General features: G+C 67.9%; 27 protein-coding genes. 15 read left to right on the top strand and 12 right to left on the bottom strand.

The genetic code is table 11. From position 1 onward, the window contains the following. The 7 genes from A8M77_RS32195 to tauA all read right to left on the bottom strand — a co-directional run. Positions 1-270: hypothetical protein (locus A8M77_RS32195; protein WP_202820680.1), on the bottom strand; the 270-nt coding region annotated here is incomplete at its 3' end. 1 nt (position 271) lies between these two features. Beyond that, positions 272-1,138, bottom strand: coding sequence for a US12 family protein (locus A8M77_RS32190; RefSeq protein ID WP_086925546.1), 867 nt, complete (start codon positions 1,136-1,138; stop codon positions 272-274). Further along, on the bottom strand, positions 1,131-1,814 hold the full coding sequence (locus A8M77_RS32185; RefSeq protein ID WP_086925545.1) for a hypothetical protein: 684 nt from the start codon (positions 1,812-1,814) through the stop codon (positions 1,131-1,133). Before A8M77_RS32185 ends, A8M77_RS32190 begins: the two co-directional genes overlap by 8 nt. Further along, the gene (locus A8M77_RS32180) at positions 1,811-3,601 is read right to left on the bottom strand and encodes a hypothetical protein (protein ID WP_143694852.1); all 1,791 of its coding nucleotides are present in this window, start codon (positions 3,599-3,601) and stop codon (positions 1,811-1,813) included. Before A8M77_RS32180 ends, A8M77_RS32185 begins: the two co-directional genes overlap by 4 nt. Before the next feature lie 129 nt (positions 3,602-3,730). Then, a complete protein-coding gene (locus A8M77_RS32175; protein WP_143694851.1) occupies positions 3,731-4,615 on the bottom strand; it encodes an ABC transporter permease subunit in 885 nt (294 codons plus the stop codon). Beyond that, entirely contained in the window at positions 4,608-5,396 is a 789-nt protein-coding gene (locus A8M77_RS32170; protein ID WP_086925543.1) for a taurine ABC transporter ATP-binding protein, read from the bottom strand. The genes A8M77_RS32175 and A8M77_RS32170 overlap by 8 nt, the downstream gene beginning before the upstream one ends. A gap of 11 nt (positions 5,397-5,407) precedes the next feature. After that, positions 5,408-6,415 (bottom strand): taurine ABC transporter substrate-binding protein, encoded by a 1,008-nt coding sequence (gene tauA / locus A8M77_RS32165; RefSeq protein WP_143694850.1) that lies wholly within the window; start codon positions 6,413-6,415, stop codon positions 5,408-5,410. A gap of 165 nt (positions 6,416-6,580) precedes the next feature. Between tauA and A8M77_RS32160 the strand changes: the two genes are divergently transcribed. Then, the gene (locus A8M77_RS32160; protein ID WP_086925542.1) at positions 6,581-7,438 is read left to right on the top strand and encodes an ABC transporter six-transmembrane domain-containing protein; all 858 of its coding nucleotides are present in this window, start codon (positions 6,581-6,583) and stop codon (positions 7,436-7,438) included. Between the two features lie 15 nt (positions 7,439-7,453). Here A8M77_RS32160 and A8M77_RS32155 read toward each other — a convergent pair whose 3' ends face one another. Beyond that, entirely contained in the window at positions 7,454-8,989 is a 1,536-nt protein-coding gene (locus A8M77_RS32155; RefSeq protein WP_086925541.1) for an ABC transporter permease/substrate-binding protein, read from the bottom strand. 118 nt (positions 8,990-9,107) lie between these two features. Between A8M77_RS32155 and A8M77_RS32150 the strand changes: the two genes are divergently transcribed. Next, positions 9,108-9,899, top strand: coding sequence for an alpha/beta fold hydrolase (locus A8M77_RS32150; protein WP_202820679.1), 792 nt, complete (start codon positions 9,108-9,110; stop codon positions 9,897-9,899). Positions 9,900-9,924: 25 nt separating this feature from the next. Next, positions 9,925-11,025 (top strand): ROK family protein, encoded by a 1,101-nt coding sequence (locus tag A8M77_RS32145; protein ID WP_086925540.1) that lies wholly within the window; start codon positions 9,925-9,927, stop codon positions 11,023-11,025. A gap of 3 nt (positions 11,026-11,028) precedes the next feature. Here A8M77_RS32145 and A8M77_RS32140 read toward each other — a convergent pair whose 3' ends face one another. Then, positions 11,029-12,258 (bottom strand): hypothetical protein, encoded by a 1,230-nt coding sequence (locus A8M77_RS32140; protein WP_086925539.1) that lies wholly within the window; start codon positions 12,256-12,258, stop codon positions 11,029-11,031. A 97-nt stretch (positions 12,259-12,355) separates the two neighbouring features. On the opposite strand from A8M77_RS32140, the gene A8M77_RS32135 reads away from it, so the two are divergent. The 11 genes from A8M77_RS32135 (at position 12,356) to A8M77_RS32085 (ending at position 22,261) form a co-directional block, all read left to right on the top strand. Then, entirely contained in the window at positions 12,356-13,252 is an 897-nt protein-coding gene (locus tag A8M77_RS32135; protein ID WP_086925538.1) for a GntR family transcriptional regulator, read from the top strand. Positions 13,253-13,323: 71 nt separating this feature from the next. After that, positions 13,324-14,490, top strand: coding sequence for an ABC transporter substrate-binding protein (locus A8M77_RS32130; RefSeq protein WP_086925537.1), 1,167 nt, complete (start codon positions 13,324-13,326; stop codon positions 14,488-14,490). A gap of 29 nt (positions 14,491-14,519) precedes the next feature. Then, on the top strand, positions 14,520-15,458 hold the full coding sequence (locus A8M77_RS32125; RefSeq protein WP_086925536.1) for a ferritin-like domain-containing protein: 939 nt from the start codon (positions 14,520-14,522) through the stop codon (positions 15,456-15,458). Positions 15,459-15,632: 174 nt separating this feature from the next. Further along, entirely contained in the window at positions 15,633-16,562 is a 930-nt protein-coding gene (locus tag A8M77_RS32120; protein ID WP_143694849.1) for a hypothetical protein, read from the top strand. 28 nt (positions 16,563-16,590) lie between these two features. Further along, positions 16,591-17,463 (top strand): branched-chain amino acid ABC transporter permease, encoded by an 873-nt coding sequence (locus A8M77_RS32115; RefSeq protein ID WP_086925534.1) that lies wholly within the window; start codon positions 16,591-16,593, stop codon positions 17,461-17,463. A 2-nt stretch (positions 17,464-17,465) separates the two neighbouring features. Continuing rightward, entirely contained in the window at positions 17,466-18,521 is a 1,056-nt protein-coding gene (locus A8M77_RS32110; RefSeq protein WP_086925533.1) for a branched-chain amino acid ABC transporter permease, read from the top strand. Beyond that, positions 18,502-19,272: an ABC transporter ATP-binding protein gene (locus A8M77_RS32105; protein WP_086925532.1), complete on the top strand. Its 771-nt coding sequence runs from the start codon at positions 18,502-18,504 to the stop codon at positions 19,270-19,272. Before A8M77_RS32110 ends, A8M77_RS32105 begins: the two co-directional genes overlap by 20 nt. Further along, on the top strand, positions 19,265-19,978 hold the full coding sequence (locus A8M77_RS32100) for an ABC transporter ATP-binding protein (RefSeq protein WP_086925531.1): 714 nt from the start codon (positions 19,265-19,267) through the stop codon (positions 19,976-19,978). Before A8M77_RS32105 ends, A8M77_RS32100 begins: the two co-directional genes overlap by 8 nt. Beyond that, entirely contained in the window at positions 19,968-20,861 is an 894-nt protein-coding gene (locus A8M77_RS32095) for an alpha/beta hydrolase (RefSeq protein ID WP_086925530.1), read from the top strand. Before A8M77_RS32100 ends, A8M77_RS32095 begins: the two co-directional genes overlap by 11 nt. Positions 20,862-20,870: 9 nt before the next feature. Continuing rightward, positions 20,871-21,260, top strand: coding sequence for a RidA family protein (locus A8M77_RS32090; protein ID WP_086925529.1), 390 nt, complete (start codon positions 20,871-20,873; stop codon positions 21,258-21,260). Between the two features lie 11 nt (positions 21,261-21,271). Next, positions 21,272-22,261, top strand: coding sequence for an alpha/beta hydrolase (locus A8M77_RS32085; RefSeq protein ID WP_143694848.1), 990 nt, complete (start codon positions 21,272-21,274; stop codon positions 22,259-22,261). On the opposite strand, the gene A8M77_RS32080 is transcribed toward A8M77_RS32085, so the two are convergent. The 3 genes from A8M77_RS32080 to A8M77_RS32070 are packed head-to-tail and all read right to left on the bottom strand — an operon-like array spanning position 22,258 to position 25,462. Further along, complete coding sequence (locus A8M77_RS32080; RefSeq protein WP_238137051.1) at positions 22,258-23,634, bottom strand: phospholipase D-like domain-containing protein; 1,377 nt, start codon at positions 23,632-23,634, stop codon at positions 22,258-22,260. The genes A8M77_RS32085 and A8M77_RS32080 overlap by 4 nt on opposite strands. Further along, positions 23,631-24,296: a glutathione S-transferase family protein gene (locus A8M77_RS32075; protein ID WP_086925527.1), complete on the bottom strand. Its 666-nt coding sequence runs from the start codon at positions 24,294-24,296 to the stop codon at positions 23,631-23,633. The genes A8M77_RS32080 and A8M77_RS32075 overlap by 4 nt, the downstream gene beginning before the upstream one ends. Positions 24,297-24,340: 44 nt before the next feature. Continuing rightward, positions 24,341-25,462 (bottom strand): 5-methyltetrahydropteroyltriglutamate--homocysteine S-methyltransferase, encoded by a 1,122-nt coding sequence (locus A8M77_RS32070; RefSeq protein WP_086925526.1) that lies wholly within the window; start codon positions 25,460-25,462, stop codon positions 24,341-24,343. A 148-nt stretch (positions 25,463-25,610) separates the two neighbouring features. Here A8M77_RS32070 and A8M77_RS32065 point away from each other — a divergent pair, with 148 nt between their 5' ends. Beyond that, positions 25,611-26,711 carry an aromatic ring-hydroxylating dioxygenase subunit alpha gene (locus A8M77_RS32065; protein WP_086925525.1) on the top strand — a complete coding sequence of 367 codons (1,101 nt, stop codon included), beginning with the start codon at positions 25,611-25,613 and terminating at the stop codon, positions 26,709-26,711. The last annotated feature ends 181 nt before the right edge of the window (positions 26,712-26,892 follow it).

The following is a 26,892-nucleotide window of genomic DNA, read 5'->3' as shown; positions in this document are numbered from 1 at the left end:
GGATTCATCGGTTTCAAGCGCTCGAAACAGCGTTCCCGAAAAGCCCGTTGTGGTGTTGCTGATGTGTTCTACGACGGTCCAGTCCTTCATGAACTCATCGGCTTGGACTTGGGTGAACTTACTGGAGCGTTCGTTGCCAGTCATCAGGACAGTAGCATCAACCACGCCCGAGTATTTGCTGCTAGGCACCAAGCCTTTCTGCTCAAACAGCGCTTCCGCGGCCATCTGCAGATTGGCATACTTGAGATAGGTTGCGATTTCGTTTGTCATTTCACTCCCCTTGTTTAGGTTTCAAAACTTGATCAACAAACATGCGCGTGGGCGCACCGACCCATGCCAACTTCGGACAGGTAATAGCGAAGCCCCAAGGCGATCGGTGGCCTTCGGTACTGCCCAGACCGGGCTCGAATGAGTACCATGTGCTCTGAGCAATCACAGAATCCGTCTGGCTATCGGTGATAGTTACTGTGGTACCCGCGACCCAATGAGCGCGATCCCAGGGATCAATCTTGTTGACGAACGAGACGGCATATCGTGCAGGCGATCCCTGCGGAACTGATCTGGACAATTCCATCGAGTCCGGGTTACCGCGGTCGCGTAGCGTGTATCGATAGATCACACCGTCGTCTTCCTTGACATCCACGTATCGATAGCCAGCCAGATTCGACGGGCTGTAGTTCAAATAGCCTCTTGGATTTCGTTTGTCCTGGTGCTGCTCCCACATAAGAAAGGTAGCCACATAGGCGCGCCCGCCGCGCTCATCAGGTAACGCGGCACCCGGCCAGTTTGGATTGGATCGATTGGTCGCCTGGTCGTCTGGCCGGACATTGAGCAACAGAAGGCCTTCGACGTTGTCTACAGTTCGATAGACCTTCTCCCCCGCTGTCTTACACCGTTCCTCGAACAACGCCTTGGCAGCTTCGTACCGAGCCTTGTGCTCATCGACGATCTGGCTGCGCTCACGAATCCTCATGTACGCCGGCCCGGTGAAGACCAGCAGGACGCCGATCACGCTAATGAGCTTCTGCCACCACCGACTCGGCAGCCATAGGGCGAGAACGACAAGAACGGCGATCAGCCCGATATAGAGCCAACCCAGGCTGCGCAGGATGTCTGCGCCCGCGCCAAGCTCAAGCATTGCTTTGACTCCTGGCACGTGTGCGCTCTTGGCGTATGGGGTTCACCGTCCGGACACGTGGGCAGCAGCTGCGGCTTTTGTACAGCTGCGAGTTCGCCGCGGCCGAGGGTGGAACGGCACCGTTCCGATAGTCCGCGGTGTTCTGGTCGACGCACAGCGCTGCGATGCGCTCGGCTTCGTAGACGATGCTGCGCACCCGCTCCAATGCCTTGTAGAGGGTTACTTCCTCTGTGTTCGATCCATGCTGCGCAAGTGATTGCGTCAGTGACAGCATTTCTGCATCGATCTGAGCCAGGCTGAAGGCGGCGCCTTCAAGTCGAAATTGATCGGAATCGTTGGTCATCCGAGTTCGCATCTTCAGCAGAATCCCGTCCACATCTTTCACTCGTCGAACGATCCTCTCGCCTGCCGTCTTGCACCGTTCAGTGAACAGCGCCATTGCTGCGTCGAGTCGAGCCTTCGATTCATCCTGCTGAACTTGCCTCGTCTGCGCATGACGCACGACTGGATAAACGAAGACTGTGAGCACCAGCGCCGCCAACGACAGCTTCAACAGCCATCGATTCGGATACCAAAGGACAAAGGCGACTGCAGCAATAGCAAGCAACCAGTACAGCGATCCGAGCACACTCAGCAACGGACCGAATGGAGTCAGATCCAGCGGCGTGCCGGTCATGCAGCACTCCGCAATGTCCAGTCGTTTGCAGCTTCTTCGCAAAGCGCAGCGCGGAGATCGGCGCTGGACGCACGAACGACGGCTTGGCCTTTGATGTCCCTGAATGCATTGCTGCCCGCAATGACCTTGAGGTTGTCGTGCAGCACGGTGCGGTCCGCCGGGTTGGCCCAGGTGCCGCCGTCGAGCTTGGCGGCCATGGCTCGGATCTGGACATCCAGCATGGAAGCAAGTCCCATGATGACGTTCTCCAGCACATCGCCTTCGGCCTTGCCTTGGCTGCCGAGGGCGGAACTGCTCTTCTTGCTGGACGCGGCAAAGAGGATGGCGTTGAGCGTGCTCTGCGTGATGCCGGGATCGAGCTGGGCCAGAGTGTTCTGAACGCTCAGTGAGTCGACGAGCAGGACGAGGCTGTGGGTGTCGCCGAAGTCGTTGAGCCCGAAGTTGTCGGCCAGCAGCTTGACATCGTGGTACTGCGCACTTTGCAGGATCGCGTCCCAGATGACGTCGCCTCGAAACAGCGGCTGGTCTTCGATGAAGACGGGGGTGGCGGTGCCGTAGTGAAGCTGGGAGTTCGCCACGGCAGAGGGCGAGGTGTAGCCGTAGATGTCGTGGAAGTTGTTGAAGGTGTACGGGCCTTGCTGCCGATCGTAAAGAGCCTGTTGGCCGCCAGCGATGACGCCGATGGCTTCGGTGTTGCGCGAAGCGATGAGGACGGCGAGTTGGTAGTTGATGTTGGTCGCCTCGATGGAACGGGCATCCACCGGCTGCAGGGGCACGTTGGGATTGCCGCCGCTGTTGAGGGGTTTGCCGATGCGCGCCATCTCGGCCTGGATGATCTGGATGCGGCTGAAGGCTTCGTAGAGCAACCGCACATCGGGATCGGTGCTCACCACGGAGCCAGGAACAGAGCCCGGAGCGGGCAACAGTGCAAGCACGGCTTGTCGTTGAGCTTCGCTGGGAATCGCACCATCCTTCAGGCTGCCTCTGAGGCTCTCGTAGACGGCACGAACAGCAGGATTGGTGAACTGATCGCCGAGGTCGGCCGTGATCTGGCGCATCCTGTCGAAGTTGGCGATGGTGTCGGCCAATGAGACGCCGTTCCTTTCCTTGCCGACGCCTGCGCCGTTGAAGGTGTAGGTGGCATCGGCATCGCCGCCGTACAGCATGTTGAACGCCGTGGCGAGATGGCCGCCGAGACTGTAGCCTGTGACGGTGAGGCGTTTGTCGGCGGTGATCTTGCTGGTGGCGTAAAGGCTGTCGACCCACTTCTTCATTTCGGCGATCTGGCCGAAGGCCCAGCCCTTCTCCTTGATCTCCATGCTGTTGGTGGCCTGGTTGTCGCGGGCGGCATCGTCGATGAATTCGGTGCTGCGGAGGGACAGGACGAGTTCGCCTGCGGTGATGCCGCGGGATTCGTCGGTGCGAAGGGCTCGGAACAGGGTTCCCGAGAAGCCCGTCGTGGTGTTGCTGATGTGTTCTGCGACAGTCCAGCCTTCGTCAAGAAACTGCTGCGCCTGAACTGCCGTGAAGCGACTCGAACGTTCTTTCCCCAGCATCAAGGAGCCTGGCCTCCAGCGCAGATGCTGCGAAGAGCCTTGTTCAGGCTCGGCAAAGCGCGCGCTGATGCACGCAAAGACCTGGCTCATCAAGCTCTCCCTGATTTCTTTCTCTGGTTGATTGTTCTTGGATGACCGCGCGGAGAGCCAACCGCACCGTCGATCAAGACCCGCGACGTTATCAATGCGCACTTTCAAGATCAACAAGAAGCGCACATCCGATTCGCGCATCGCGACAATTCATCAGATTTGGCAGGGAAGGAGCAAGGCGGGTCTACCCTGCGTGCTCGTTGGATGGAAGCTCTGATGCGCCCAAACCGCGGGACAAGAAAAAGGGGCCACGTGGCCCCTTTTTCGCTGCTACATCCGCCCCTTCCAAGGCACCAGCCGCCGCTCCATCCATCGCATCAGCAGATCGAACAGGTAGGCCACCACGCCGATCACGATGATCCCCATGATCACGATGTCGGTGCGCAGGAAGTTGGAGGCGTTGAGCACCATCTGCCCCAGGCCCATGTTGGCCGCCACCATCTCCGCCGCCACCAGCGTGGTCCAGCCGAAGCCGATCGCGATGCGCATGCCCACCAGGATGTCGGGCAGGGCCGAGGGCAGGATCACGTGGCGGATCACCTGCATGTAGCTCGCACCCATCGAATAAGCCGCGTTGATCTGCTCCTGCGAGGCGCTGCGCATGCCCGAGCGCGCGGCCAGGGCCAGCGGCGCGAAGCAGGACAAGAAGATCAGCAGCACCTTGGGCAGCTCGTCGATGCCGAACCAGATGATGATCAGCGGCAGGTAGGCCAGCGGCGGCAGCGGCCGGTAGAACTCCAGCGGCGGATCGAAGATGCCGCGCGCGACCCGGCTCATGCCCATCGCGATGCCGATCGGGATCGCCGTCACGCAGGCCAGCCCGAAGGCCGAGAACACGCGGAACATGCTGGCCAGGAAGTGCTGCCACAGCGGCTTGTCGTTGGCCTGGCCGGTGAGGTACTCGTAGAACTGCTGCACGACCGCCTGCGGCGAGGGCAGGAACAGCGGCTTGACCCAGCCCATGTTGGTGACGATGAACCACAACGCCACCAGCGCGGCCACGGTGACCACGCTGATGGTGGCGCTCGAGCCCGCGCCCGGCACCTTGAAGGCACTGGTCTTGAGCTTGGCGCCGGAGGCCGCCGTGGGGGCGGCGGCTGCCGGGGATGTGACCTTCGTCATGGCGACAGGGGCGGCGATGATGGCGTCAGGCATGAGCGGCCTCGCGATGATGGATGATCGACAAGACCTCTTCACGCATGCGGATGAACTCGGGCTCCGACTTCACCTTGCGCGAATCGCCGTGCGAGAGGTACTGGCGCGAGAAGGGCACCTGGTCATAGATGTGCGAGATGCGGCCCGGGCTCGGGCTCATCACGATCAGCCGGGTGGCGAGGAACAGCGCCTCCTCCACCGAGTGGGTGATGAAGAACACCATCTTGTTCGACTTCGACCAGGCCTTCAGCAGGATCTCCTGCACCTGCTCGCGGGTGAAGGCGTCGAGCGCGCCCATGGGCTCGTCCATCAGCAGCACGGCCGGGTCGCTGGCCAGGGCCCGGGCGATGCCCACCCGCTGCTGCATGCCGCCGGAGAGCTCATAGACCGCTCGGTCGGCGTACTTCTCCAGGCCGACCAGGGCGAGCTTCTCGGCGGCGATGCGGTCGCGCTCGGCCTTGGCCGTGCCGCCGAGGCGCAGGCCCAGCGAGACGTTGTCGCGCACGTTGAGCCAGGGCATCAGCGCGTGCTTCTGGAACACCACGCCGCGGTCGGCACCAGGGCCGGCCACCGGCTGGCCGTCCAGCAGGATCTCGCCGGTCGAGGGCGGCAGGAAGCCGGCGATGCAGTTCAGCAGCGTGGTCTTGCCGCAGCCGGAGGCGCCGAGCGCGACCACGAAGTCGCCGTCGCGCATCTGCAGGTTGACCGGGGCCAGCGCCTGCAGCGTGCCGCCCTTGACGGCGTAGTTGACCGTGAGGTCGCGGATGTCGAGCGTGGGCATGGTGAAGCGTCCTACTTGGCCATCGCCTTCTCGACGTAGGTGGTGGTCACGAAGCCGCTGTAGTCGGCCTTGACCTCCTGCACCCGGCCCTGCTCCTTGAGGAACACGGCCGTGTTCGCCATCGCCTTGGCCGCGCCGCCGCCCAGCCAGGTGGGGGAGACCTGCTCGGCGAAGGTCGGGAAGCTGTAGAGCGCCATCGCCGCGCCCACGTCCTTGGGGTCGGCCTTGGTCCACTTGGCCATCGCCTTGGTCTGGGGCGAGTCGGGCGTCCAGCTCTTGCCGCTGGCCTTGTATTCCTCGTTGGCGCGGTTGAGCGCCTTCACGAAGGCGATCATGAAGGGCTCGTTGGCGGCAGCCCACTTGGCGTTCACCACGATGCCCTCGAAGGTGGGCGCGCCGCGCTTGCCGATGCTGCCGGAGGTGGCGATGGTCTTGCCGCCGGAGCGGATCCTGGACAGCACCGGGTCCCAGATGAAGGTGGCGTCGATGTCGCCGCGCTCCCAGGCGGCTGCGATCTCGGGCGGGCGCATGTTCATCACGTTGACCGTCTTCGGATCGACGCCGTCCATCTTCATGCCAGCCATCAGCTGGTAGTGGGCCGTCGAGACGAAGGGCGTGGCGACCTTCTTGCCCTTCAGGTCCTTGATGCTGGTGATGCCGGAGGCGTTGCGCGCGATCAGCGCCTCGGCGTCGGCGATGTCTGCCGAGATCCAGAACAGCTTGATGTCCTGCCCCTGACTGGCCGCCGCGGTCAGCGGGCTGGAGCCGGTCTCGCCCATCTGCACGTCGCCCGAGGCCATCGCGCGGATCACGTCGCCGCCGCCCGAGAACATGCGCCAGTTGATCTTGTAGCCGGTGGCCTTCTCGACCTCGCCCGACTCCATGACCAGGCGCAGCGGCACCAGCATGTCCTGGTGGGCGAAGGTCAGTTCCTTGGTCTGGGCCTGGGCGGCGCCACCGAGGGCCAGGGCGGCGGCAAAGGCCGCGCACGAGAGGTTGAAACGCCGGGGCAAGCTCATCTCGGTTCTCCTGTGGATGAATCGAGACGGACTGTGCACCCATCGTCCTGCAGTCCAAAGTGCCAGCCGGGCACGGGGCATGGAGCCAGCGGATGGGTACTTACCCTTGTTCTGGTGCGGAGTGCACGATGCCGGTGCGGCGTCGCAAAATGCCGGCGGACCACCATGCACAGTGCGATCCCTTCACCCGGTGCCTCTGGTATCGGCAGCATGCTGCGTGCCGCGCGCGGCGCCATCGCCGTGACCTACGCGCTCACGCTGGTCGAGAACGCCTGCACCGTGGCCTACCCCGCCCTCACCGGGCTGGCCGTCGACCGGCTGCTGAAGCGCGACCCGAGCGGCCTGTACGCGCTGGTGGCGGTCTGGATGCTGCACCTGGCGCTGTCCTTCTTCCGGCAGCGCTACGACACCCGGGTGTTCATGGGCCTCAACGCCCGCATCGCGTCGCACATGGTGATCGACCAGCAGGAGAAGGGCCATGGCACCAGCACCGTCTCGGCCCGCGTCGAGATGGTCCGCGGCATCGTCGGCTTCTTCGAGAAGGAGGTGCCGGCGATGTTTCACCACGCGGTCGCGGTGGTCGGGTCGCTGGCCATGCTCTTCACCTACGACGTCGATGCCGGGCTGATCGCGATGGCCGTGCTGCTGCCGATGGCGCTGGTCAACAACTGGTACTGGCGCAAGGCGGTGCGGCTGAACCAGGGCATCAACAACCAGGTCGAGCGCGAGGTCGACGACATCGTCTCGGCACGGCCCTTCCGCATCCGGCGCCATTTCTGGCTGATGCGGCGCTGGCGGGTGATGCTGTCGGACGCGGAGTCGTGGACCTGGGCGGTGACGGAACTGTGCACGATCGGGGCGCTGGTCTTCATCCTGGTCGATTTCACGCAGTCGCCGAAGTTCACGGCGGGGGCGATCTATGCGGTGCTGGCCTATGTGTACGACTACCTGGAAGGGTTGAACCAGGTGCCTTCGCTGGTGAACAATCTGGCGAGGTTGAAGGATGTGCGGGCGCGGCTTTGACCAAGCCACCGAGGATCAACCAGTCCGACGCGCCCTCCGCATCCAATACTCGATCGCCTCGAACAAACCTTCACTCAGCAACGCCAGCACCGCCGCCGGCAACGCCCCCGCCACCAGCAGTTCGCGATCGTTCAGGGCGAGCCCCGTCACGATCCGCTCCCCATACCCACCCGCCCCGATGAAGGCCGCAATGGTCGCGGTCCCGACCGCGATGGTGGCCGCCGTGCGCACCCCCGCCAGCAGCGTCGGCAGCGCCAGCGGCAGCAGCACCAGCCGCAGGCTCTGCCCGCCGGTCATGCCCAGCGCCGTGCCGGCCTGCCGCAGCCCGGCAGGCACCTCGGCCAGCCCGGTCACGGTGTTGCGCATGATGGGCAGCAGCGAATAGAGCGTGAGCGCGATGAGCGCCGGCAGGGTGCCGATGGCGCCGATCAGCGAGATCAGCACGGCCAGCAGCGCCAGCGAGGGCACGGTCTGCAGCAGGCCGGTGAAGCCGAGCACCACGGCCCGCAGCCGCAGGTGTGGAAACACCAGGATGCCGAGCGGCACGGCGATCACGATCGCGAGCCCGACCGAGATCGCCACCAGCAGCAGGTGCTGCCGCGTGAGCCGCCCGAGGTCGGATCCGAAGAGCTTGGCGATGAAGCCTCGCGCGCCATCGCCGCTGCCCGCGGCCTGGGCGCCGGCCCCGTGCCGCGACGCGAGGAAGTCGCGCGCGATCACGTCGAAGGCCACGCCCTGCAGCTCGGCACGCGCATTCATCGCGATCATCGCCCGCTCGTTGATGCGGCCCTCGAGCTTCTGCAGTGCGGCCCAGGCCTGCGGTGCGCGCGTGGGCAGGTCGAGGCGGTGCAGCACCACCGCGTCGTAGCGCGGGAAGTAGGCGCGGTCGTCCTCCAGCACGCGCAGGCCGAGGTGGTCGATCTTGGCGTCGGTGGTGTAGATGTCGATCATGTCGATCTGCCTGGCGGCGATCGCGTCGTAGGCCAGGCCATGGTCCAGGCCGGTGGGCTTCTGAGCGAAGCCGTAGCGCGCGGCCAGGCCCTGCCAGCCGTCGGCGCGGCCGATGAACTCGTTCGACAGGCCCAGGCGCAGATCGGGGTGGCGCGCCAGGTCGCTCAGGCTGCGCACGCCCAGCCGGTCGGCATCGGCCGCGCGCATGGCGAGCGCATAGCCGTCGTTGAAGCCCAGGGGGATCGCGACGCCCAGGCCCAGCGGCGCGAGCGCCGCGCCCATGGCCTCGCGCGTCATGGGCTGCGGATTCTTGAGGATCTCCAGCGCCACCGTGCCGGTGTACTCGGCATAGAGATCGATGCTGCCCGAGCGCAGGGCCTCGTAGACGATCGCGGTGTTGCCCAGGCCTTGCCGCAACTGGGGCGGCGAGGGCAGGTGGGGCGCGGCGGTCTGCGCGAGCACCTCGGCCAGGATGTAGGACTCGGTGAAGCGCTTGGAGCCGATGCGCAGGCTGCCGTCCTGCGCCTGCGCGGGCAGCCCCGCCCACAGCAGGCCCAGGCAGGGGAGGGCGAGAAGGCACAGGCGGCGCAGGCAGTGCATCCGGCGCAGTGTATAGGTGCGACCGCCGCCGTGGCCTGCGACAGGCCGCGTTCCTACAGCAGTTGGTGCGCAGGGCTGATGGGGCGGCGCGGCGCCGGTGTGCACATTGGCGGCCGTGTTGATCAATTACATCCGCCGCGGTCAAGGCAAGTCGCTGCTGCTCGTACACGGGCTGGGGAGCAACTGGCGCTCGTGGCGCGGCATCATCGGGCCGCTCGCGGCGCGGCGCACGGTGGTTGCGATCGACCTGCCCGGCTTCGGCAAGAGCCCCCCGCTGGCGGGCACGGTTTCGGTGGAGACGTTGGCCGACGCGCTCACGCAGTTCCTGCGCGAGCATGACCTGATCGGCACCGATGCGGTGGGCAGCTCGGTCGGCGCGCGGCTGCTGCTGGAACTGGCGCGCCGCGGCGGCGTGGTGGGTGCGGTGGTGTCGCTGGGCCCCGGCGGCTTCTGGGTGGGCTGGGAGCGCACCCTCTTTCAGATCTCGACCTGGATTTCGGTGCGGATCGTGCGCATGCTGCACTTTGCGATGCCCTCCATCATCGGGCGCGGCTGGTCGCGGCGGCTGCTGCTGGCGCAGCTGTCCCCGCGCCCGGCGGCGCTCGCGCCCGGGCTGCTGCTGGAGGAGATGCGCAGCCGTGCCACGGCGCCTTCGTTCAATGTGGTGCTGCGTGCGCTGGTGCGCGAACCGACGCCGCAGGCCGCTGTCGTGGGGCAGCTGCAGCGGCCGCTGGTGATCGGCTGGGGGCGGCTCGACCGCGTCTGCCTGCCGCGCCAGGCGGCGCGTGCGCAGCAGCTCTTTCCCGACGCGCGGCTGCACTGGTTCGAGCACTGTGGCCACTACCCGCACTGGGATGCGCCGGAGGAGACGACCCGGCTTATCCTCGAAGTCACCGCCGATCGAGAGTGAGATCGTTCCGCACGCAAAGGAATCCATGGCATCCGACGCCCGCAAGCAACCGAAGAAGCAAACGAAGAACGACGCGGACGGCCCCGTCCCCGCCCACGACATCCACGGCGCGCGCGAGCTGCCCACGGTGCTGGTGGAGGGCTACAGCCTGCAGTTGCGCGACGAGGGCGGCTTCCTGGGCGACCAGGCCAGCCAGACCGCCTTCCGCGAGCTGCTGGAACGCTGGCGCCGCCGCCATCGCCGCAAGGGCAAGAAGGACCCCCTGGGCGAGCAGCACTCGAACGAGCTGGCCAAGGGCACGCTGGACGCGGCGCTGAAGTCCGGCCGGGCCTCGGAGGCGACCGACGTGGTGCATGCGGCCATCGAGGAGTTCGCCGTGGGACTGGCCCAGGTCATCCGCGGCTTCATGCGGCAGCCTTCCTGGAAGGGGGTGGAGCGCATCGTGATCGGCGGCGGCTTTCCGGAAAGCGACGTGGGCGAGCGCGCCGTGCTGCAGGCCGCGGCCATCCTGCAAGAGATGGGCGAGCGGGTGCCGCTGGCCCGCATCTGCCACGACACCGACGACGGCGGGCTGCTGGGTTGGGTGCACCTCGCGCCGCCGGAGCTGCTGGAGCACTACGACGCGATCCTCGCGCTCGACATCGGCGGCACCAACGTGCGCTGCGGCATCGTCAAGCTGCGCCGCAAGCGTGCGCGCGACCTGTCGAAGGCGAAGGTGCTGCGGCGCGAGAAGTGGCGCCACAAGGACGACAGTCCCAACCGGCGCGTGCTGGTGACGCGCCTGGCCGAGATGCTCGAAGACCAGGTGCGCTATTGCAAGAAGAAGGGCATCCGCCTCGCGCCCTTCGTCGGCATCGGGTGCCCGGGCCTGATCCGCAAGGACGGCTCGATCGCGCGCGGCGCGCAGAACATGCCGGGCGACTGGACCAGCGAGCACTTCCATCTGCCCACCGCGCTGCGCCGGAAGCTCCCCACCATCCGCGGCGTGCCGACCATGGTGCTGATGCACAACGATGCGGTGGTGCAGGGCCTGAGCGAGCTGCCCTTCATGCGCGACGTGAAGCACTGGGCGGTGCTGACCATCGGCACCGGGCTGGGGAACGTGAGCTACACCAACGTTGGCTGAGGCCTACCCGGCCCGGACACCCGCATCGCGCCGCAGCGGGGGCAGCGCGAGCGTGGCGTCGCCTGTCTCGTAGGCCGCGAGCAGTTCTGCACCGCTGACGAAGTCCACGCCCGGATGGCGGCGCCGCAGCGCCTCCAGCTCGGCGGCGGTCTCGCGCGCGCCCCGCCGGTTGCCGCCGATGTACAGCGCGACCGGCGCCACCTCGCGACGCAGTTCCGCGGCCCAGGGCGCGGCCTGCGCCTGGACGTGGGCCGCCAGGCCCTCGTCCAGCGCGGCTTCGGCGTCGTCGACGGTCACGACCACGCAGGTCCGGCCGTCCCGCTCGACCATGAGCGTGCGGGCCGTGCCCACGCCCTGCTGCACGTAGGCGCCCAGCGCATGAAAGACCTGCAGCGCCGCCTCGATCACGCCCACCGCATCGCCGCGCTGCAACTGACCCAGCAGTGCGATGCCGGCGAGCTCGCGGATCAGCGCGGCTTCGCGGGCCTGGAGTGCACGGCGCTGGGCGGCGAGCTGGGCCAGCTCCTGCTGCAGGGCGGCTTCGCGCGGCAGCACGAGAGGCTCGCGCCAGGCGTAGGTGGACGAGGCGCGGGCGTCGAAGCGCAGGCGCGCGCTCATGTCCTGCACGGCGGTCACCAGGTCGGCGATCACGCTCGCGGGCGTGCCTTCGCGCAGCGCCGGCAGCACGAGGATGCGACCCGGGTGGCGGTACTGGTAGAGCGCACAGGCGCGCCCGGTGCCGGCGAGGGTCGCGATGGGCTGGGCATGCCGGGGCCGGAACTCGGACGCGGCCCGGAAATGCGCACCGAACGCGGCGAAGAAGTCGCGGAAGGGCTGGCCCGCCTCGCACTGCACTGCCGCGGGTTCGCACTCGTCGTGGCCCAGGTCCGCGTGATCGGGCAGCGCTTCGAGGATGTCGTAGCCCACGATGTCCTGCACCGTGTGCAGGCCCAGCCGCGCGTAGGCCGGTGCGAACAGCGCCAGCGTGCCGCCGCGGCCCAGGAACTGCAGGAACTCCTCGCGCCAGAAGCGCGTGTCGCGAAAGGCCCGCTGCGAGTCGAGCACCTGCAGCACCGGGCGGCCTTCATGCCGGCCTTCGGTCGCGTACACCTCGGCGATGGCGGCCGGCCGCCAGATCAGCAGGTCGGCGAAGTCCAGCGAGGCGGGGCGGGCGAAGCTCAGGGGCGTCGCCGCCGCGAGGCCGGCGGGAAAGTCGAGCAGGGCAATGGGCATACAGCGTCATCAAAAAAGCTGGTTGACAGGTCGATTGGCCGCATAGCATGATATCCGTACAAGCTGATGACTTGTTCGGTGACTCACTGAAAGATCCATGACGGCATCCGACACCCCGAAGCGTCCGCGCGGCCTTGCAGCCCGTGAAGCGCCACCCCCCACCAGCGTCCCGGCCGCCCCGGCCGAGGCGCCGGTGGCCGCGGAAGGCATCTCGCTCGACCGCGACTCGGCGCTGCCGCTCTACGCGCAGGTCAAGCGCCGGCTGCAGGCGATCATCCAGAGCGAGGCGCTGCCCGAGGGCCGCTTCTATTCCGACCAGGAGGTCTGCGCGATGTTCGGCGTGAGCCGCTTCACCGTGCGCCAGGCCATCCAGGAACTGGTGGCGCAGGGGCTGCTGCGCCGCGTGCAGGGGCAGGGCACCTTCGTCAACACCGACAAGTTCGACGAGATCTTCGGCCCGCAGATGGACTTCCAGCACCAGTGGGAGCGCAGCGGGCGGCCGCTGTCCTTCCGGCTGCACCGCTTCGCGCTCTTGCCCTGCCCGGAGGACATGGCCTTCCATCTCGGCGTCGGTGCCGGCCAGAAGGTGCTGCACATCGAGCGCGAGCGGCAGAGCGGCGGCGCCGCCGTCTCCTACGACTACCGCTACATCCACCCCGACTTCGCAGGCTCGATCACGCGGCCGGAGGCGCTGCAGCACTCCCTGCTCGACCTGCTGTCGCGCCGCGTCAGCCTCTCGCATGCGCACAACCGCCTGGAGGCCGCGCTCGCGGGACCGGAGATGGGGCGCCTGCTCGGCGTGTCGCCCACGTCGGCGGTGATGGTCCGCGAGCTGGTGTACTTCGGCAAGGACGGCCTGCCCGCGATGGCCGGGCGTTCCTACTCGCCGGGCAAGTCCGTGCGCCACAGCTTCACGGTGGCGCTGTCGGGCGCGGACTTCGGCACCGCATCGGCCGGCTCCGGCCACCAGATGACCGTGGAGGTCGGGGACTGACGCGCCGCGCGGCGTGCCGGTGCCTGCTCTTTTCCATCCATCCTTTTCTCAACTCACGCTTCCTCACTGCCATGAACAGCTCATTTCTCCGCCGTTCGACGAAGGTGCTTGCAGGCTTCGCCATCCTCGGTGCCGCGCTCTGCGCGGCGGCGCAGCAGACCTACAAGGTGGGCTCCGTGCTTTCCATGACCGGGCCGGCCGCCTTCCTTGGCGAGGACATGAAGGCGGGCATGGAACTGGCGCTGGACGAGATCAACGCCAAGGGCGGCGTGAACGGAAAGAAGATCGAGTGGTTCTTCTACGACGCCGAGAGCCAGACCCAGAAGGGCCTGAGCGCCACCCGCCGCCTGCTGACGCAGGACAAGGTCGAGATGATCGTCGGCGGCGGCAACATGAGCGGCATGGCCATCGCCATGCTGCAGCTCACCGAGAAGGCGTCCGTGCCCTTCATCTCCACCGAGGGCAGCATGCAGATCGTCACGCCGGTGGCCGAGCGGCCCTGGACCTTCAAGTCCACCGTGGACGACGACCAGGTGCTGGAGCGCCTGGCCGATTACTTCGCCAAGAAGGGCATCAAGAAGATCGCGATGCTGGCCGACTCCTCCGGCTTCGGCCAGAGCGCGGTGGAGCAGTGGAAGAAGGTCGCGCCCGCACGCGGGCTGGAGGTGGTGTACGAGTCCTTCAACCCGACCGACACCGACATGGCGCCCCAGCTCAACAAGCTGAAGGCGGCCGGCGTGCAGGCCATCGTCTGCTGGACCGTCACGCCGGCCGGCGTGGTGGCGATGAAGCAGGCCAAGACCCTGGGCCTGGGCGAGATCCCCTTCATCCACAGCTACGGCTTCGTCGACAAGCGCTACATGGACCTGGCCGGCGACGCCGCGAAGAACGTGCTGCTGGTGAGCGTGAAGTTCCCGGTCGGCGAGGACCTGCCCGACAGCGACCCGGCCAAGCCGCGCATCCTCGCGCTCAACAAGAACTTCGAGGCGCGCTTCAAGCGCCGCCCCAACCAGTTCGCGGCCCAGACCTACGATGCGATCTACCTGGCCAAGCAGGCCCTGGAAAAGGGCGGCGCCGACAAGGAGAAGGTGCGCGACGCGCTGCGCGGCATCCGCAACTACAACGGCGTGGGCGGCACCTTCAACTTCTCGCCGAGCCAGCACTCGGGCCTGTCTAAGTCGGACCTGGTGCTGCTGAAGTACGAGGACGGCCGCTTCCGCCTGGCCGACTACCAGTGACGCATGCATCCGTCCAGGAAGGAATCGCCATGACCGCTGCCGCCACCCTGACCGCGCCCACCATCCTCGACGCGCCCGAGAACCGCTTCCCGCTCGAGCTCGACGTCGCGGTGCCCCGCATCCGCAACCTGTTCCACTCGGCCACCAGCAACCAGTGGAACCCGGCCTCCGACATCGACTGGTCGCAGCTCGATCCCTCGCAATACACCGAGGCCCAGCGCTACGCCGCACGCATGTACTGGAGCCGGCGCGCCTGGGGCGAGTACGGCGCCATCTCCGAATCGCCTGCGCTGCAGATCCGCTTCTGCCAGGAGAACTGCGCGCCCGACATGCGCCTGTTCTTCACCATCCGCACGCAGGAGGAGTCGCGCCATGCCGAGGTGTGCTTCCGCATGGCCGAGCTGCTGGGCGGCTACATCCAGCAGCCGGACCAGTCGGAGTTCCAGGGCGCGGTGGCCACGCACGGCGTGCGCAAGATGGCGCTGGACCCGCAGGTCCCGCTCGAAGGCGTGATCGCCGCGCTGGTCTGCGCGGCCGAGGAGATCGCCTTCGACGTGTTCCGCCACCTGATCGAGATCACGCCCAACCCGGTGGCCAGGCAGGTGCTCAAGAGCATCATGCGCGACGAGGTGCGGCACTGCGCCTTCGGCTGGGCCTTCATGGACAGCCGCATCCCGCACCTGTCGAAGGCGCAGGTCACGGCGGTGCAGGACGCCATCATCCTGATGATCGAGAAGGTGGAGCTCAACGGCTACCACAGCGCCTGGCTGGCGCCGGAGAACGCGGCCAAGCGCGCCGAGATCGAGACCGACCGCATCACCTGGGAAGCCGGCCTGGGCGCCACCGTCGAGGAGCTGGAGAAGCCCGTCTTCGTCGCCTCGGTCAAGCGCATCCGCCGGCAGATGGAGGAGTCCTGGGGCATCCGCCTGCCCATGTTCCGCCACGCCAAGATCGACGGCGAGTTCTGAAATGAAGCTCTCCCCCAGGCTCCCCCACTTCGTGTGGTCCGCCAACCCCCTCACCGGGGGCGCACCCAGCGGCCCGGCAAAGCCGGTTCCGCGGGTGCTCCCGAACGGGCCGGCTTCGCGGCCTGCGTGTTTCCATGCGTCGCGGGTCGCGCGATAGCGTGGTGGAAAACTGAGATGCAGACTTTTTCTTCTTCTTCCCACGCCCCAACGCCGATCATGGTGGAGCGGCGCTTCCCACTCGACCTGCAGCGCTCGATTCTCTCGATCCGCGAGCTCTACGAGACCGGCAAGCGGCAGCGCTGGATTCCGCAGAAGGACATTGCCTGGGCCGAGCTGGATCCGGCCGCCTGGCCGCCCGCGGTGCTGGAGGCCGCGCGCCAGGTCTGGAGCCGGCGCGCCTGGGTCGAGTACACGGGCCTGGCCGAGACGCCGGCGCTGCTGATCCGCTTCTGCCTGGAGCTCGACCGCGAATCCGATCCCAAGTACTTCCTGACCGTGCGCAACACGGAAGAGGCGTGGCACGTGGAGTGCTTCCACCGCTATGCCAAGGCGCTGGGCGGCTATCTCGCGCGTCCGGCCGATCCGGCCTGGGAGCCGGTGCTGAACCGCACGCTCTACCGCGACGCGCTCAATGCGATGCAGTCGCTGGATGCCTACGTGGCGGTGCACTGCGCGGTGGAAGACGGGCTGGAGCTCGAGCTCTACCGCCTCTACGCCGGCAACGCGCGCGAGCCGGTGGCGGCGCAGATCCTGCAGAAGGCACTGGCCGCGAAGGAGCGCCATGCCGCCTTCGGCTGGCTCTACCTGGAGGAGCGCGCGGCGCAGATGGATGCGGCGCTCAGGCAATCGGTGGTGGCGCAGATCACCGCCTGGCTGCAGGAGGTCGCCTTCGCCGGCTACCACATCCCCAGCCTGTCGAGCACCATCGACACGCGCGCCGAGTCGGCCGCCGCGACGCTGGTGGCCGAGGCCGGCCTCGGCGCCGCCACGCCCGAAAGCGAGCAGCAGGCCTTCCGCGACTACCTCGCGAGTGCGCGCGCCCGGCTGGGCGAGCTGGGCCTGGCGCTGCCGGCCCTGCGCCATCCGGTGCTCGGCGAGATCTGAACGCATCACGCCAGGGGAGGCACAGACGATGGGCGATACGGTACAGCTGCTGTTCTCGGGCCTGGGCACCGGGAGCATCTACGCCCTGGTGGCACTGGGCTTCAACATCATCTTCAAGAGCACGGGCGCATTGAACTTCGCGCAGGGCGAGTGGGTGATGCTCGGCGGCATGGTGGCCGCTACGCTCTACGCGGCCAAGGTGCCGCTGCCGGTCGCCTTCCTCGTCGCCACCGCGGTCGCGATGGTCTTCGGCTGGCTGTCCGAGCGGCTGGTGGTGCGGCAGCTGAAGCGGCCCACGGCGATGTCGATCACCATCCTCACCATTGCGATCGCCATCTGCACCAAGAGCGTGGTGATGCTGGTGCTGGGCAAGAACCCGGCCGGGCTGCCGCCCTTCTCCGGCGAAGGGCCGATCGCCGTCGCCGGCGCGGTGTTCGAGTCGCAGTCGCTGTGGATCATCGGCATCGCTGCACTGGTGATGGCCGGCGCAGGCTTCTTCTTCAACCGCACCACGCTGGGCAAGGCCATGCGCGCGGCCGCGGCCCAGCCCGAGGCTGCCGCGCTGGTGGGCATCAGCCCGCGGCTGACGATGGCGCTGTCCTTCACGCTGGCCGCGGGCGTGGGCGCGGTGGCCGGCGTGATCGTCACGCCGCTCACGCTGACTTCCTTCGACCACGGCACCATCCTCGGCTTCAAGGCCTTCTGCGCCGCGATGCTGGGCGGGCTCGGCAGCCTGCCCGGCGCGATGGTCGGCGGGCTGGTGCTGGGGTTGGCCGAGAGCTTCGCCGGCGGCATGCTGTCCTCGCACTTCAAGGATGCGGTGGCTTTCGTGGTGCTGCTGGCGGTGCTGGTGAAGTGGCCCAACGGGCTGCTCGGGCGCGGCCAGGTCGAGAAGGTGTGATCATGGGTGTCACCGCTTCATCGCAGACCCTCGGCGGGCGGCTCGGCCGCAGCCGCCGCGCGCTGGTGATCGTCTGGGCCCTGTCGCTGGTCTGGCCGTTCGTGGCCCCCAACGACTACCTGCTGAGCCTGGGCGTCTACTTCTTCATCCACCTGGTCCTGATCGCCAGCCTGAACCTGATCATGGGCTGGACCGGCCAGGTCTCGCTCGCGCATGCGGCCTTCTACGGGCTGGGGGCCTATGTCAGCGGCGTGCTGAACACGCGCTGGGGCATCTCGCCCTGGCTCGGCACGGTCGCCGCGACACTGGGCGTGGCGGGGGTCGCGGCGCTGATCGGGCTGGCCACGCTGCGGCTGCGCGGGCCCTACCTGTCGATGGGCACGCTGGGCTTCAGCGGCATCCTGTCGGTGCTGTTCGTGGAGCTGGTTTCGCTCACCGGCGGACCCAACGGCCTGGCCGGCATCTCGCCCTATGCGCTGTTCGGCGTCGAACTCGACACGCCGGCGCGTTTCTATTGGCTGGCCTGGCTGGTGGGGGCAGTGGTGATGTGGGTGCTGCTCAACCTGCTGTGCAGCGTGCCGGGGCGCGCGCTGCGGGCCATCGCGGGCAGCGAGATCGGCGCCAACACGCTGGGCGTCGACACCTTCCGCTACAAGGTCATCGCCTTCAGCCTGTCGGCCGGCATGGCCGGGCTGGCCGGTGCGATGTATGCGCACTTCAACCTGTTCGCCTCGCCCGAGACCTTCGGCTTCTTCGCCTCGGTGCTGCTGGTGGTGATGGTGGCGCTGGGCGGCATCGGCTCCTACTGGGGGCCGATGTATGGCGCCGCCATCCTCACGGTGGTGCCGGAGTTGCTGCGCCGCTTCCAGGACCTGGAACTGCTGGTCTTCGGCGGCTGCATGATCGTGGTGCTGCTGTACATCCCGGGCGGCATCGCGGCGCTGGCGGGCCGCCTGGTGTCGCGGTCACGCAAGCCCGCCGCGCCTGCGCGCAATGGCACCGAGGTGCGGCGGCCCGCCTCGTCGATGGAGGCCACCGATGGCACTGCTGGACGTTGAGAACCTGCGCATCAGCTTCGGCGGGCTGCATGCGGTGGACGGCCTGAGCACCTCGGTGCGCCAGGGCCAGATCAAGGGGATCATCGGTCCCAACGGCGCGGGCAAGACCACGCTCTTCAATGCCATCGCCGGCATCCAGAAGCTCAGCGCCGGCTCGATCCGGCTGGACGGCCAGCCCATCGAGTCGCTGCAGCCCTGGCAGCGCGCGGGCCTGGGCATCGCGCGCACCTTCCAGAACCTGCAGATCTTTCCGGAGCTCAGCCTGATCGAGAACGTGATGATCGGCTGCCATCCGAAGGCGCGCGCCGGCTTCTGCGGCGCGCTGCTGGGCCTGCCCGGCGTACGGCGCGAGGAGCGCGCCATCGAGGAACGGGCCCATGCCCAGCTCGCCCTGCTGGGCATGCAGGACCGCGCGCTCTCGCTGGCCGGCGACCTGAGCTTCGGCGAATCGAAGCTGCTGGAGATCGCCCGCGCGCTCGCCGCCGACCCGAAGATCCTGATGCTCGACGAGCCGATCGCCGGCGTGCCGGCCGCCGAGCAGGCGCCGGTGGTGCGCATGATCCGCGAGATCAACGCCCGCGGCGTGACCGTCATCCTGGTGGAGCACAACATGCGCATGGTGATGGGCCTGTGCGACGAGATCCTGGTGCTGCGCAGCGGCCGCTTCCTGGCGGAGGGCACGCCGCACGAGATCGCCTCGGACCCCGAGGTGATCGGCGCCTATCTGGGCGAGGAGGAGGCCCATGCTTGAGATCCGCGACCTGCATGCCTCCTACGGGCAGGGCGACGTGCTGCGCGGCATCTCGCTGGACGTGGCGCAGGGCGAGCTCACCGCCCTCATCGGCGCCAACGGCGCCGGCAAGTCCACGCTGATGAGGACCATCAGCGGCCTGATGAAGCCCACGCGCGGCGCGGTGCGCTACGAGGGCCGGGACATCGGTGGCCTGGGCGCGGAGCGCATCGTGCGCATGGGCCTGGCCCTGGTGCCGGAAGGGCGCAAGGTGTTCGCGCCGCTGACGGTGGCCGAGAACCTGGAGATGGGCGCCTTCCAGTTCCTGATGCGCCGCGACGCCCAGCGCTGCCGCTCGCGCCTGGACTTCGTGCTGGCCCTGTTCCCCAAGCTGGAGGAGCGCCTGGCGCAGCCCGCCGGCACGCTCTCCGGCGGCGAGCAGCAGATGCTGGCGATCGGGCGTGCGTTGATGTCGGATCCGAAGCTGCTGCTGCTGGACGAGCCTTCCATGGGGCTCGCACCGCTGATCGTGCGGCAGATCTTCCAGACCCTTTCCGAGCTGGCCCGCCAGGGCATGACCGTCTTCGTCTGCGAGCAGAACAGCGAAGTGACGCTGCGGCACGCGGGCACGGGGCATGTGCTGGAGAGCGGCCGTCTGGTCCTGTCGGGCCGGGCCTCCGAGCTCGTCGCCGATTCACGCGTGAAGGAAGCCTATCTTGGAGTTTGATACCGAACGCATCGTCGAGCTGATGCAGGCGCTCGAGCGCAACTACAGCCTGCGTGCGCGGCATCCCGAACGCGAGGCCATCTACGCGGACTACGAGGCGCGCAGCGAGCGCTTCCGCGCCGCGGCGACCGGCTGGCAGTCCTTTCCCTATGCCGAGGCGGAGCGCTGCGCGATCGACTGGTTCCCGGCGCGGCTGCCGCAGGGTGCGCCGCCGGGGGGCACGCCGCTGTTCGTCTTCATCCACGGCGGCTTCTGGCGCGCGCTCGACCGCCGCGTCTTCAGCTTCATCGCAGAGCACTACGTGAAGGCCGGCATCGCGGTGGCGATGGTCGGCTACGAGCTTGCGCCCGCGGTGAAGCTCAGCCACATCGTGGATCAGGCGGCCGATGCGCTGGCGTGCCTCAACCGCCGCGCGGGCGAGCTGGGCTTCGACACCCGCCGGGTCAGCGTCTCGGGCCATTCGGCCGGCGGGCATCTCGCGGCCATGGTCAGCGCGGTGCCGCCGCAGAGCCTGGGCGGGCATCCGCTGGTGTGCGTGGTGCCGGTCAGCGGCGTGTTCTCGCTGGCGCCGCTGCTGCTCACCAGCGTCAACCACGACGTGCGCATGACGCCCGACGATGCACTGCGCCTGAGCCCCTCGGCCATGGAACGCTTCCACACCGGCGAGTTCATCGTCGCGGTGGGCGAGAAGGAGACCGACGGCTTCATCGGCCAGAGCCGCGGCTTCGTCGAGACCGCGCAGGACAAGGGTTCGAAGGCGACGCTGGAAATCGTGCCGGGGCGCACGCATTTCGATGTGCTGGAGGACCTGGCGCGGCCCGAGCTTCCCCTGTTCCAGCGCGTGTTCGAGACGATCACGCGCACGTCCGCATCGACTGCCTAGGAGAGTGCCTTGACCGAATCCATCAATCCTTCCACGGTTCCTGCGCCCGCCGGCCCCTATTCGCAGGCCGTGCGCGTGTCCGCGCCCGGGCAGTGGCTGCACGTGTCGGGCCAGATCGGCGTGCGGGCCGACGGCTCGCTGGCCGATGGCGTGGAAGCGCAGGCCACCGTGGCCTGGCAGAACCTGCTGGCGCTGCTGGATGCGGCCGGCATGGGCGTGCAGCATCTGGTGAAGCTCGGCACCTTCCTGGTCGATCGGGAGCACCTGGCCCGGGTCAACCCGGTGCGCGCCCGCTTCCTGGGCGATGCGCGCCCGGCCTCCACGCTGATCGTCGCGCGCGAGCTGGCGCGGCCGGAGTGGCTGTTCGAGATCGAGGCGGTGGCCTTCCGGGCTGACTGAGCAACGGCGTGGTGCCCCTGGGCCTGTTCGACAGCAGCCCCGGTTTCGAGCCGGACGCCTTCGCGTCCTATGCCTATCCGCGTGAACTGGATCCGCAGCTGGCGCAACTGCTCGAGGCGCAGCGCGTGGCGCGCGGGCCGGTCGATCGCTATGCCGTTCCCTTCGAGGAGGGGCGGCGCCTGCTGCTGGAGGAGCGCCGCCGGGGCCAGACCGGGCTGCCCGCGATGGAGGCCATCCAGGAATCGGCCCTGGTCGTGCAGGGACGCCCCGTCGGGCTGCGCTGGTACCGCGCGCGGGCCGGCGCGCCGCAGGCGGTGCCGCTGGTCTACCTGCACGGCGGCGGCTGGTGCGTCGGCGCGAACGACACGCACGACACCGTCCTGCGGCACCTGGCCGCGGCCTCCGGCCTGCCCGTGTGCGGGGTCGACTATTCGCTGGCGCCCGAACATCCGTTTCCGGCCGCACTCGACGACGTGGGCGCGGTCGTGGACGCGTTGCTCGCGAGGCATCCGCGCGTGATCCTGGCCGGCGATTCGGCGGGCGCCAACCTCGCGCTGGTGGACGCCATGCGGCGCCGCGACGCGTGGGCGGGGCAGGGCATCGCGGCGCTGCTGCTGTTCTACGGCGTCTATGCGCCGATGGGCCCGGGCGGCTCGGTCGCGGCCTACGGCGGCGGCGAGTTCGGCCTGAGTACGGCCGCGCAGCGGCGCTACCTCGATGCCTATCGGCCCGCAGGCCTCGATGACGACCCGCGCGTGTTTCCGCTGTTCGGGGCACTCGATGCGCTGCCGCAGGCCTATCTCCTGGCGGCTGAGCTGGATCTGCTTTTCGACGATTCGGTGCGCCTGCACCACGCGATGGCGGCGGCGGGCAGCCGCTCGGTGCTCAGGGTGTGCCGCGGCATGAACCACGGCTTTCTCAACCATGCGAACGCATTGCCTGCCGCGGCGCAGGCGCTGCGGGAGGCCGGCGCGTTCGCCAGCGCTGCCGCCAGCGCCTAGAGCTGGAACGCGATCGTCAGCAGCAATCCCTCGGCAATGTCCCGCACCAGCCCCGGCCGCCTCGCCCGATAGGTCTCGCCGGCCGACGCCGTGGTCTCGATCCATTGCGCCAGCCAGTCGATCTGCTCCGCGCCGTAGAACACGACCGCGGCCTCGTGGTTCAGCAGCAGGCTGCGCATGTCGAGGTTGATCGAGCCGCACAGGGCGAGCTGCTCGTCCACCACCACCGCCTTGGCATGGGCCATGAAGGGCAGCATGCGGAAGATGACGCCGGCGCGCGCCAGGTCGCGCATGGCCCGCGCGCGCACGAAATCGGCCAGCCGGTGGTTGGAGTGCGCGGGCATCGCGATCGTGACCTGCACGCCGCGCCGTGCCGCCAGCCGCAGGGCATCGCGCAGGCCGTCGCCGGGCACGAAGTAGGGCGTGACGGCCAGCAGCCGGTGCTCGGCGCGGAAGCAGGCGTCGATCAGCAGCGCGTGGGCCGTGTCCTCCGTCTGGTCGGGGCCGCTCGGCAGGAACTGCGCGGGGCTTCCGGACTGCGGCGCGGCGGCCGCGATGGCGCGCGCCTTGCGTCCGCGCACCGAGGCCCAGTCGTGGTCGAACTGGCGCGCCGCCGCGACGGCCGCGCTGCCCTTCAGGTCGAAGGAAAGGTCGTGCCAGGGCTCTGGGTGCTCGTCGTTGCCGGAGAAGTATTCGCCCGCCAGGTTGCGCCCGCCCGACCAGAGCCAGCCGTCGTCGGCGATGGTGAACTTGCGGTGGTTGCGCAGGTTGCGCGGGCCGGTGCGGCGCAGGCTGAAGATGGGGCGGAACACCGCCACGTCGGCGCCGGCGTCGCGCAGGGCGTCGAAGTGATGGCGCGGCAGCGACAGCGCGCCGAAGCCGTCGAGCAGCACGCGAACCTTGATGCCCTCGCGCGCGCGCCGCGACAGCCGGTTGATCGCCTCGTGGCCCAGCGCATCGTCGCCGATGATGAAGGTGCAGATGTCGATGCGCCGGCGCGCGCCCTCGATCACCTCCCACAGCGCATCGCGCGCCGCCGTGCCGTCGGTGTGGAAGCGCACGGTGCAGGGGCCGGGCCCGGCCAGGCCGAAGCTCTCGATCAGGTCCGCCGCCCAGTGCCCGGCCGGCGTGGAGCGCGGCGGCCGCGGCGAGCCCGCCGGCCGGAGCTTGCGCTGCCCGAACAGCAGGTACATCGGCAGCATGAAGTAGGGCAGCAGCACCAGTCCCATCACCCAGGCGATGGCGGTGGTTGGCGCGCGCTGCTCGCGCCGCGCGCGCGTGCTCAGCACGTAGACCAGCAGCGCGACGGTCACGACCAGCAGGTGCTGCGACGGCGAGGGCAGCCAGTCGAGCCAGTCGTCGATGCGGTTCACGCCAGGTGCGATTGCAGGGACAGGGGGACCGGCCGTCCCTCGGAGGCCAGGAAGCGCATCATCGGCCCGACCACGGCACGCACCGCGGGCCGCGCGCCCACGCGCTCGCGCCAGGCCAACAGATGCGGCGTGGCGTCGGTCATGCCGGCGCCCTTGCGGTCGGCGAAGATCTGCGCCATGTAGAAGGCGATGTCGGCGAAGGAGTAGTCGCCGGCCAGGTACTCGGCCCGCGCCAGCCGCGCTTCCATCTGCTCGTAGAAGCGGGCGCAGGCCGCGCATGCCGCCACCGCCGGCTCGCTGCCCATGTCGTGCTGCAGGCCCATGAGCTTGATCACGTGCGGGAAGAACACCTCGTCCGACATGTGCTCGAGCTGGCGGGCACGGGCGCGCGTGGTGACGTCCCGGGGCCACAAGGGCGGCTCGGGCACCCTGTCCTCCAGGTATTCGAAGATCTGGGTCGAGTCGAAGATCTCGACCTCGTCGTCGATCAGCACCGGCACCTGGCGCTTGGGGTTGACGCGCAGCACCTCAGGGTGCCTGGGCAGGTAGTTGTCGTCCTTGTCGAAGGGCACCATCTCGGCGTCGATCGCGATGCCCTTTTCGAGCGCCGCGATCTGCGCCTTGGCGCCGAACATGCTGAGGGGACCGGTGTAGAGCTTCATGAGCCGCGATCATGCCGCGACTTCACCGGCATTGCATCCTCCACTCAGAGCTCTCCCCAGACCTCCCGGGCGGTCTCCACGACCAGGCGCAGCTTGTTGCGCTGGTCTTCCACCGCGATGTTGTTGCCGTGCACGGTGCTGGAGAACCCGCATTGCGGCGACAACGCGAGCTGCTCCAGCGGCGCGTACTTGGCGGCCGCCTCGATGCGTTCCTTCAGCTCGTCCTTGTCCTCCAGCTGGCCGAACTTGGTGGTCACCAGGCCGAGCACCACGGTCTTGCCCTTGGGCAGATAGCGCAGCGGGCGGAAGTCGCCGGAGCGGGCGTCGTCGTACTCGAGGAAATAGGCGTCCAGGTCCATCTCCTTGAGCAGGGCCTCGGCCACGGGCTCGTAGTTGCCGGCCGCCGCGTGCGTGCTCTTGAAGTTGCCGCGGCACAGGTGCATGGCCAGGGTCATGCCCTCGGGCTTCTGCGCCACCACCTTGTTGATGAAGGCGGCATAGCGGTGCGGCAGCTCGTTGGGGTCGTCCCCGCGCTGGCGGGCGGCCTCGCGCATGCGCTCGTCGCACAGGTAGGCGAGGTTGGTGTCGTCCATCTGCACGTAGGTGCAGCCGGCGGCGGCCAGCGAACGCAGTTCGTCGCCGTAGGCACGGGCCACGTCGTCGTAGAAATCCGGATCGAGCTCGGGATAGGCCTCCTTGCTGATGCCGGCGCGGCCGCCGCGGAAATGCAGCATGGTGGGCGAAGGGATCGTCACCTTGGGCGTGCGGCCGGCCGAGACCTGGCTCTTGAGGTACTGGAAGTCGGCCAGCTGGATGGTCTTGGCGTGCGTGACCTTGTCGATGACGCGCATGACGGGCGGCGCCAGCTCCTCGGTGCCGTCGGGCTTGCGGATGGTGACCGGGATGTCGGTCTTCACGCCGCCGAGCTGCTCCAGGAAGTCGATGTGGAAGTAGGTTCGGCGGAACTCGCCGTCGGTGATGCTCTTGAGGCCGATGTCCTCCTGGAATTTCACGATCTCTGTGATGGCCTTGTCTTCCACCTGGCGCAGTTGTTCGGGCGAGATCTCGCCCTTGGCTTTCTGCTCGCGCGCTTCGAGCAGGTACTTGGGACGCAGAAAGCTGCCGACGTGGTCATAGCGGGCAGGCAGGTGGGCATGCTGGGACATGGTGGGCTCCGTCGAATCTCTGGAAAAGAACGGTCGATCGTAAACGCACAGAGAACGGCTGCGCTGAATACATCAATATGGGTATTTACCCTCGAATCAACGAAAAAACGTTGGCTTCTTGGGCATGAATGTATACATTGAGTATCCTATGAGTGCTTCGACACGTCCTTTTCCCCTCAATGCCTGGTATGCCGCCGCCTATGACGTGGAAGTCCGGCAGAGCCTGCTGGCGCGCACGATCTGCAACCAGAAGCTGGTGCTGTACCGGCGCGGCGACGGCCAGGTGGCTGCGCTGGAAGATGCCTGCTGGCACCGTCTGATGCCGCTCTCGCTCGGCCGGCTGGAGGGCGATGAACTGGTCTGCGGCTACCACGGCCTGGTCTACAACAGCCAGGGCCGCTGCACCCACATGCCCAGCCAGGAGACGCTCAACCCCTCGGCCTGCGTGCGCGCCTACCCGGTGGTGGAGAAGCACCGCTTCGTCTGGGTCTGGCCCGGCGACCCGGCGCTGGCCGATCCGGCGCTGGTGCCCGACATGCACTGGAACGACGATCCGGCCTGGGCCGGCGACGGCAAGATGATCCGCGTGGCCTGCGACTATCGGCTGGTGGTGGACAACCTGATGGACCTCACGCACGAGACCTTCGTGCACGGCTCCTCCATCGGCAACCGCGCGGTGGCCGAGGCGCCCTTCGTCGCCACCCACGGCGACCGCTCGGCCACGGTCACGCGCTGGATGGAGAACATCGATGCGCCGCCTTTCTGGGCCGCGCAGATTCACCATGCCCACGGCTACCAGGGCAAGGTGGACCGTTGGCAGATCATCCGCTTCGAGGGGCCGTGCACGGTGAACATCGATGTCGGCGTGGCCGAGACCGGCAGCGGCGCAGTGCCGCGCGAGGGGCATGCGGGCGACCGCAGCCGGGGCGTGAACGGCTATGTGCTCAACACCATCACGCCCGAGACCGACACCACCTGCCTCTACTTCTGGGCCTTCGCGCGCAACTACTGCATCGGTGAGCAACGCCTCACGCACGAACTGCGCGAGGGCGTGGCCGGCATCTTCCGCGAGGACGAGCTGGTGCTGGAGGCGCAGCAGCGCGCCATCGACGACCGGCCGGGGCGGGAGTTTCACAACCTCAACATCGACGCGGGCGCCATGTGGGCGCGGAGGCTGATCGACGGGATGATTGCGAAGGAGCGGCCGGTCGTCATGTCGATTCGGCCGCAGCCGGTGGAGCAGGCATGAGTGATCCTGTGTCGGCCTTGTGGGCGGAGGGGGGCTTGCTCCCTCTGGGAGAGAGTGAGAGTGAGGGCATTGGGCCTTTGTTCTTGCCTTGCTGTTTGGTTGGCGCAGGAGCCGGGAGTTCGCCCCGGCGGGCGAGTCACTTTCTTTGCTTCGCCAAAGAAAGTAACCAAAGAAAGGCGAC

Origin of the sequence: Variovorax sp. JS1663, from assembly GCF_002157355.1 — a bacterium.
GTDB lineage: Bacteria > Pseudomonadota > Gammaproteobacteria > Burkholderiales > Burkholderiaceae_C > Variovorax.
This window is presented reverse-complemented; position numbering and strand designations above follow the sequence as displayed.

Bases quoted from the DNA above. Each gene is read 5' to 3' on its own strand.
- A8M77_RS32110 (WP_086925533.1), top strand. From the start codon at position 17,466: ATGGGTGTCACCGCTTCATCGCAGACCCTCGGCGGGCGGCTCGGCCGC.
- A8M77_RS32130 (WP_086925537.1), top strand. From the start codon at position 13,324: ATGAACAGCTCATTTCTCCGCCGTTCGACGAAGGTGCTTGCAGGCTTC.
- A8M77_RS32075 (WP_086925527.1), bottom strand. From the start codon at position 24,296: ATGAAGCTCTACACCGGTCCCCTCAGCATGTTCGGCGCCAAGGCGCAG.
- A8M77_RS32190 (WP_086925546.1), bottom strand. From the start codon at position 1,138: ATGCTTGAGCTTGGCGCGGGCGCAGACATCCTGCGCAGCCTGGGTTGG.
- A8M77_RS32125 (WP_086925536.1), top strand. From the start codon at position 14,520: ATGACCGCTGCCGCCACCCTGACCGCGCCCACCATCCTCGACGCGCCC.
- A8M77_RS32065 (WP_086925525.1), top strand. From the start codon at position 25,611: ATGAGTGCTTCGACACGTCCTTTTCCCCTCAATGCCTGGTATGCCGCC.
- A8M77_RS32140 (WP_086925539.1), bottom strand. From the start codon at position 12,258: ATGCCCATTGCCCTGCTCGACTTTCCCGCCGGCCTCGCGGCGGCGACG.
- tauA (WP_143694850.1), bottom strand. From the start codon at position 6,415: ATGAGCTTGCCCCGGCGTTTCAACCTCTCGTGCGCGGCCTTTGCCGCC.
- A8M77_RS32185 (WP_086925545.1), bottom strand. From the start codon at position 1,814: ATGACCGGCACGCCGCTGGATCTGACTCCATTCGGTCCGTTGCTGAGT.
- A8M77_RS32070 (WP_086925526.1), bottom strand. From the start codon at position 25,462: ATGTCCCAGCATGCCCACCTGCCTGCCCGCTATGACCACGTCGGCAGC.
- A8M77_RS32135 (WP_086925538.1), top strand. From the start codon at position 12,356: ATGACGGCATCCGACACCCCGAAGCGTCCGCGCGGCCTTGCAGCCCGT.
- A8M77_RS32105 (WP_086925532.1), top strand. From the start codon at position 18,502: ATGGCACTGCTGGACGTTGAGAACCTGCGCATCAGCTTCGGCGGGCTG.
- A8M77_RS32170 (WP_086925543.1), bottom strand. From the start codon at position 5,396: ATGCCCACGCTCGACATCCGCGACCTCACGGTCAACTACGCCGTCAAG.
- A8M77_RS32100 (WP_086925531.1), top strand. From the start codon at position 19,265: ATGCTTGAGATCCGCGACCTGCATGCCTCCTACGGGCAGGGCGACGTG.
- A8M77_RS32160 (WP_086925542.1), top strand. From the start codon at position 6,581: ATGCACAGTGCGATCCCTTCACCCGGTGCCTCTGGTATCGGCAGCATG.
- A8M77_RS32180 (WP_143694852.1), bottom strand. From the start codon at position 3,601: ATGCGCGAATCGGATGTGCGCTTCTTGTTGATCTTGAAAGTGCGCATT.
- A8M77_RS32115 (WP_086925534.1), top strand. From the start codon at position 16,591: ATGGGCGATACGGTACAGCTGCTGTTCTCGGGCCTGGGCACCGGGAGC.
- A8M77_RS32145 (WP_086925540.1), top strand. From the start codon at position 9,925: ATGGCATCCGACGCCCGCAAGCAACCGAAGAAGCAAACGAAGAACGAC.
- A8M77_RS32120 (WP_143694849.1), top strand. From the start codon at position 15,633: ATGCAGACTTTTTCTTCTTCTTCCCACGCCCCAACGCCGATCATGGTG.
- A8M77_RS32175 (WP_143694851.1), bottom strand. From the start codon at position 4,615: ATGCCTGACGCCATCATCGCCGCCCCTGTCGCCATGACGAAGGTCACA.
- A8M77_RS32155 (WP_086925541.1), bottom strand. From the start codon at position 8,989: ATGCACTGCCTGCGCCGCCTGTGCCTTCTCGCCCTCCCCTGCCTGGGC.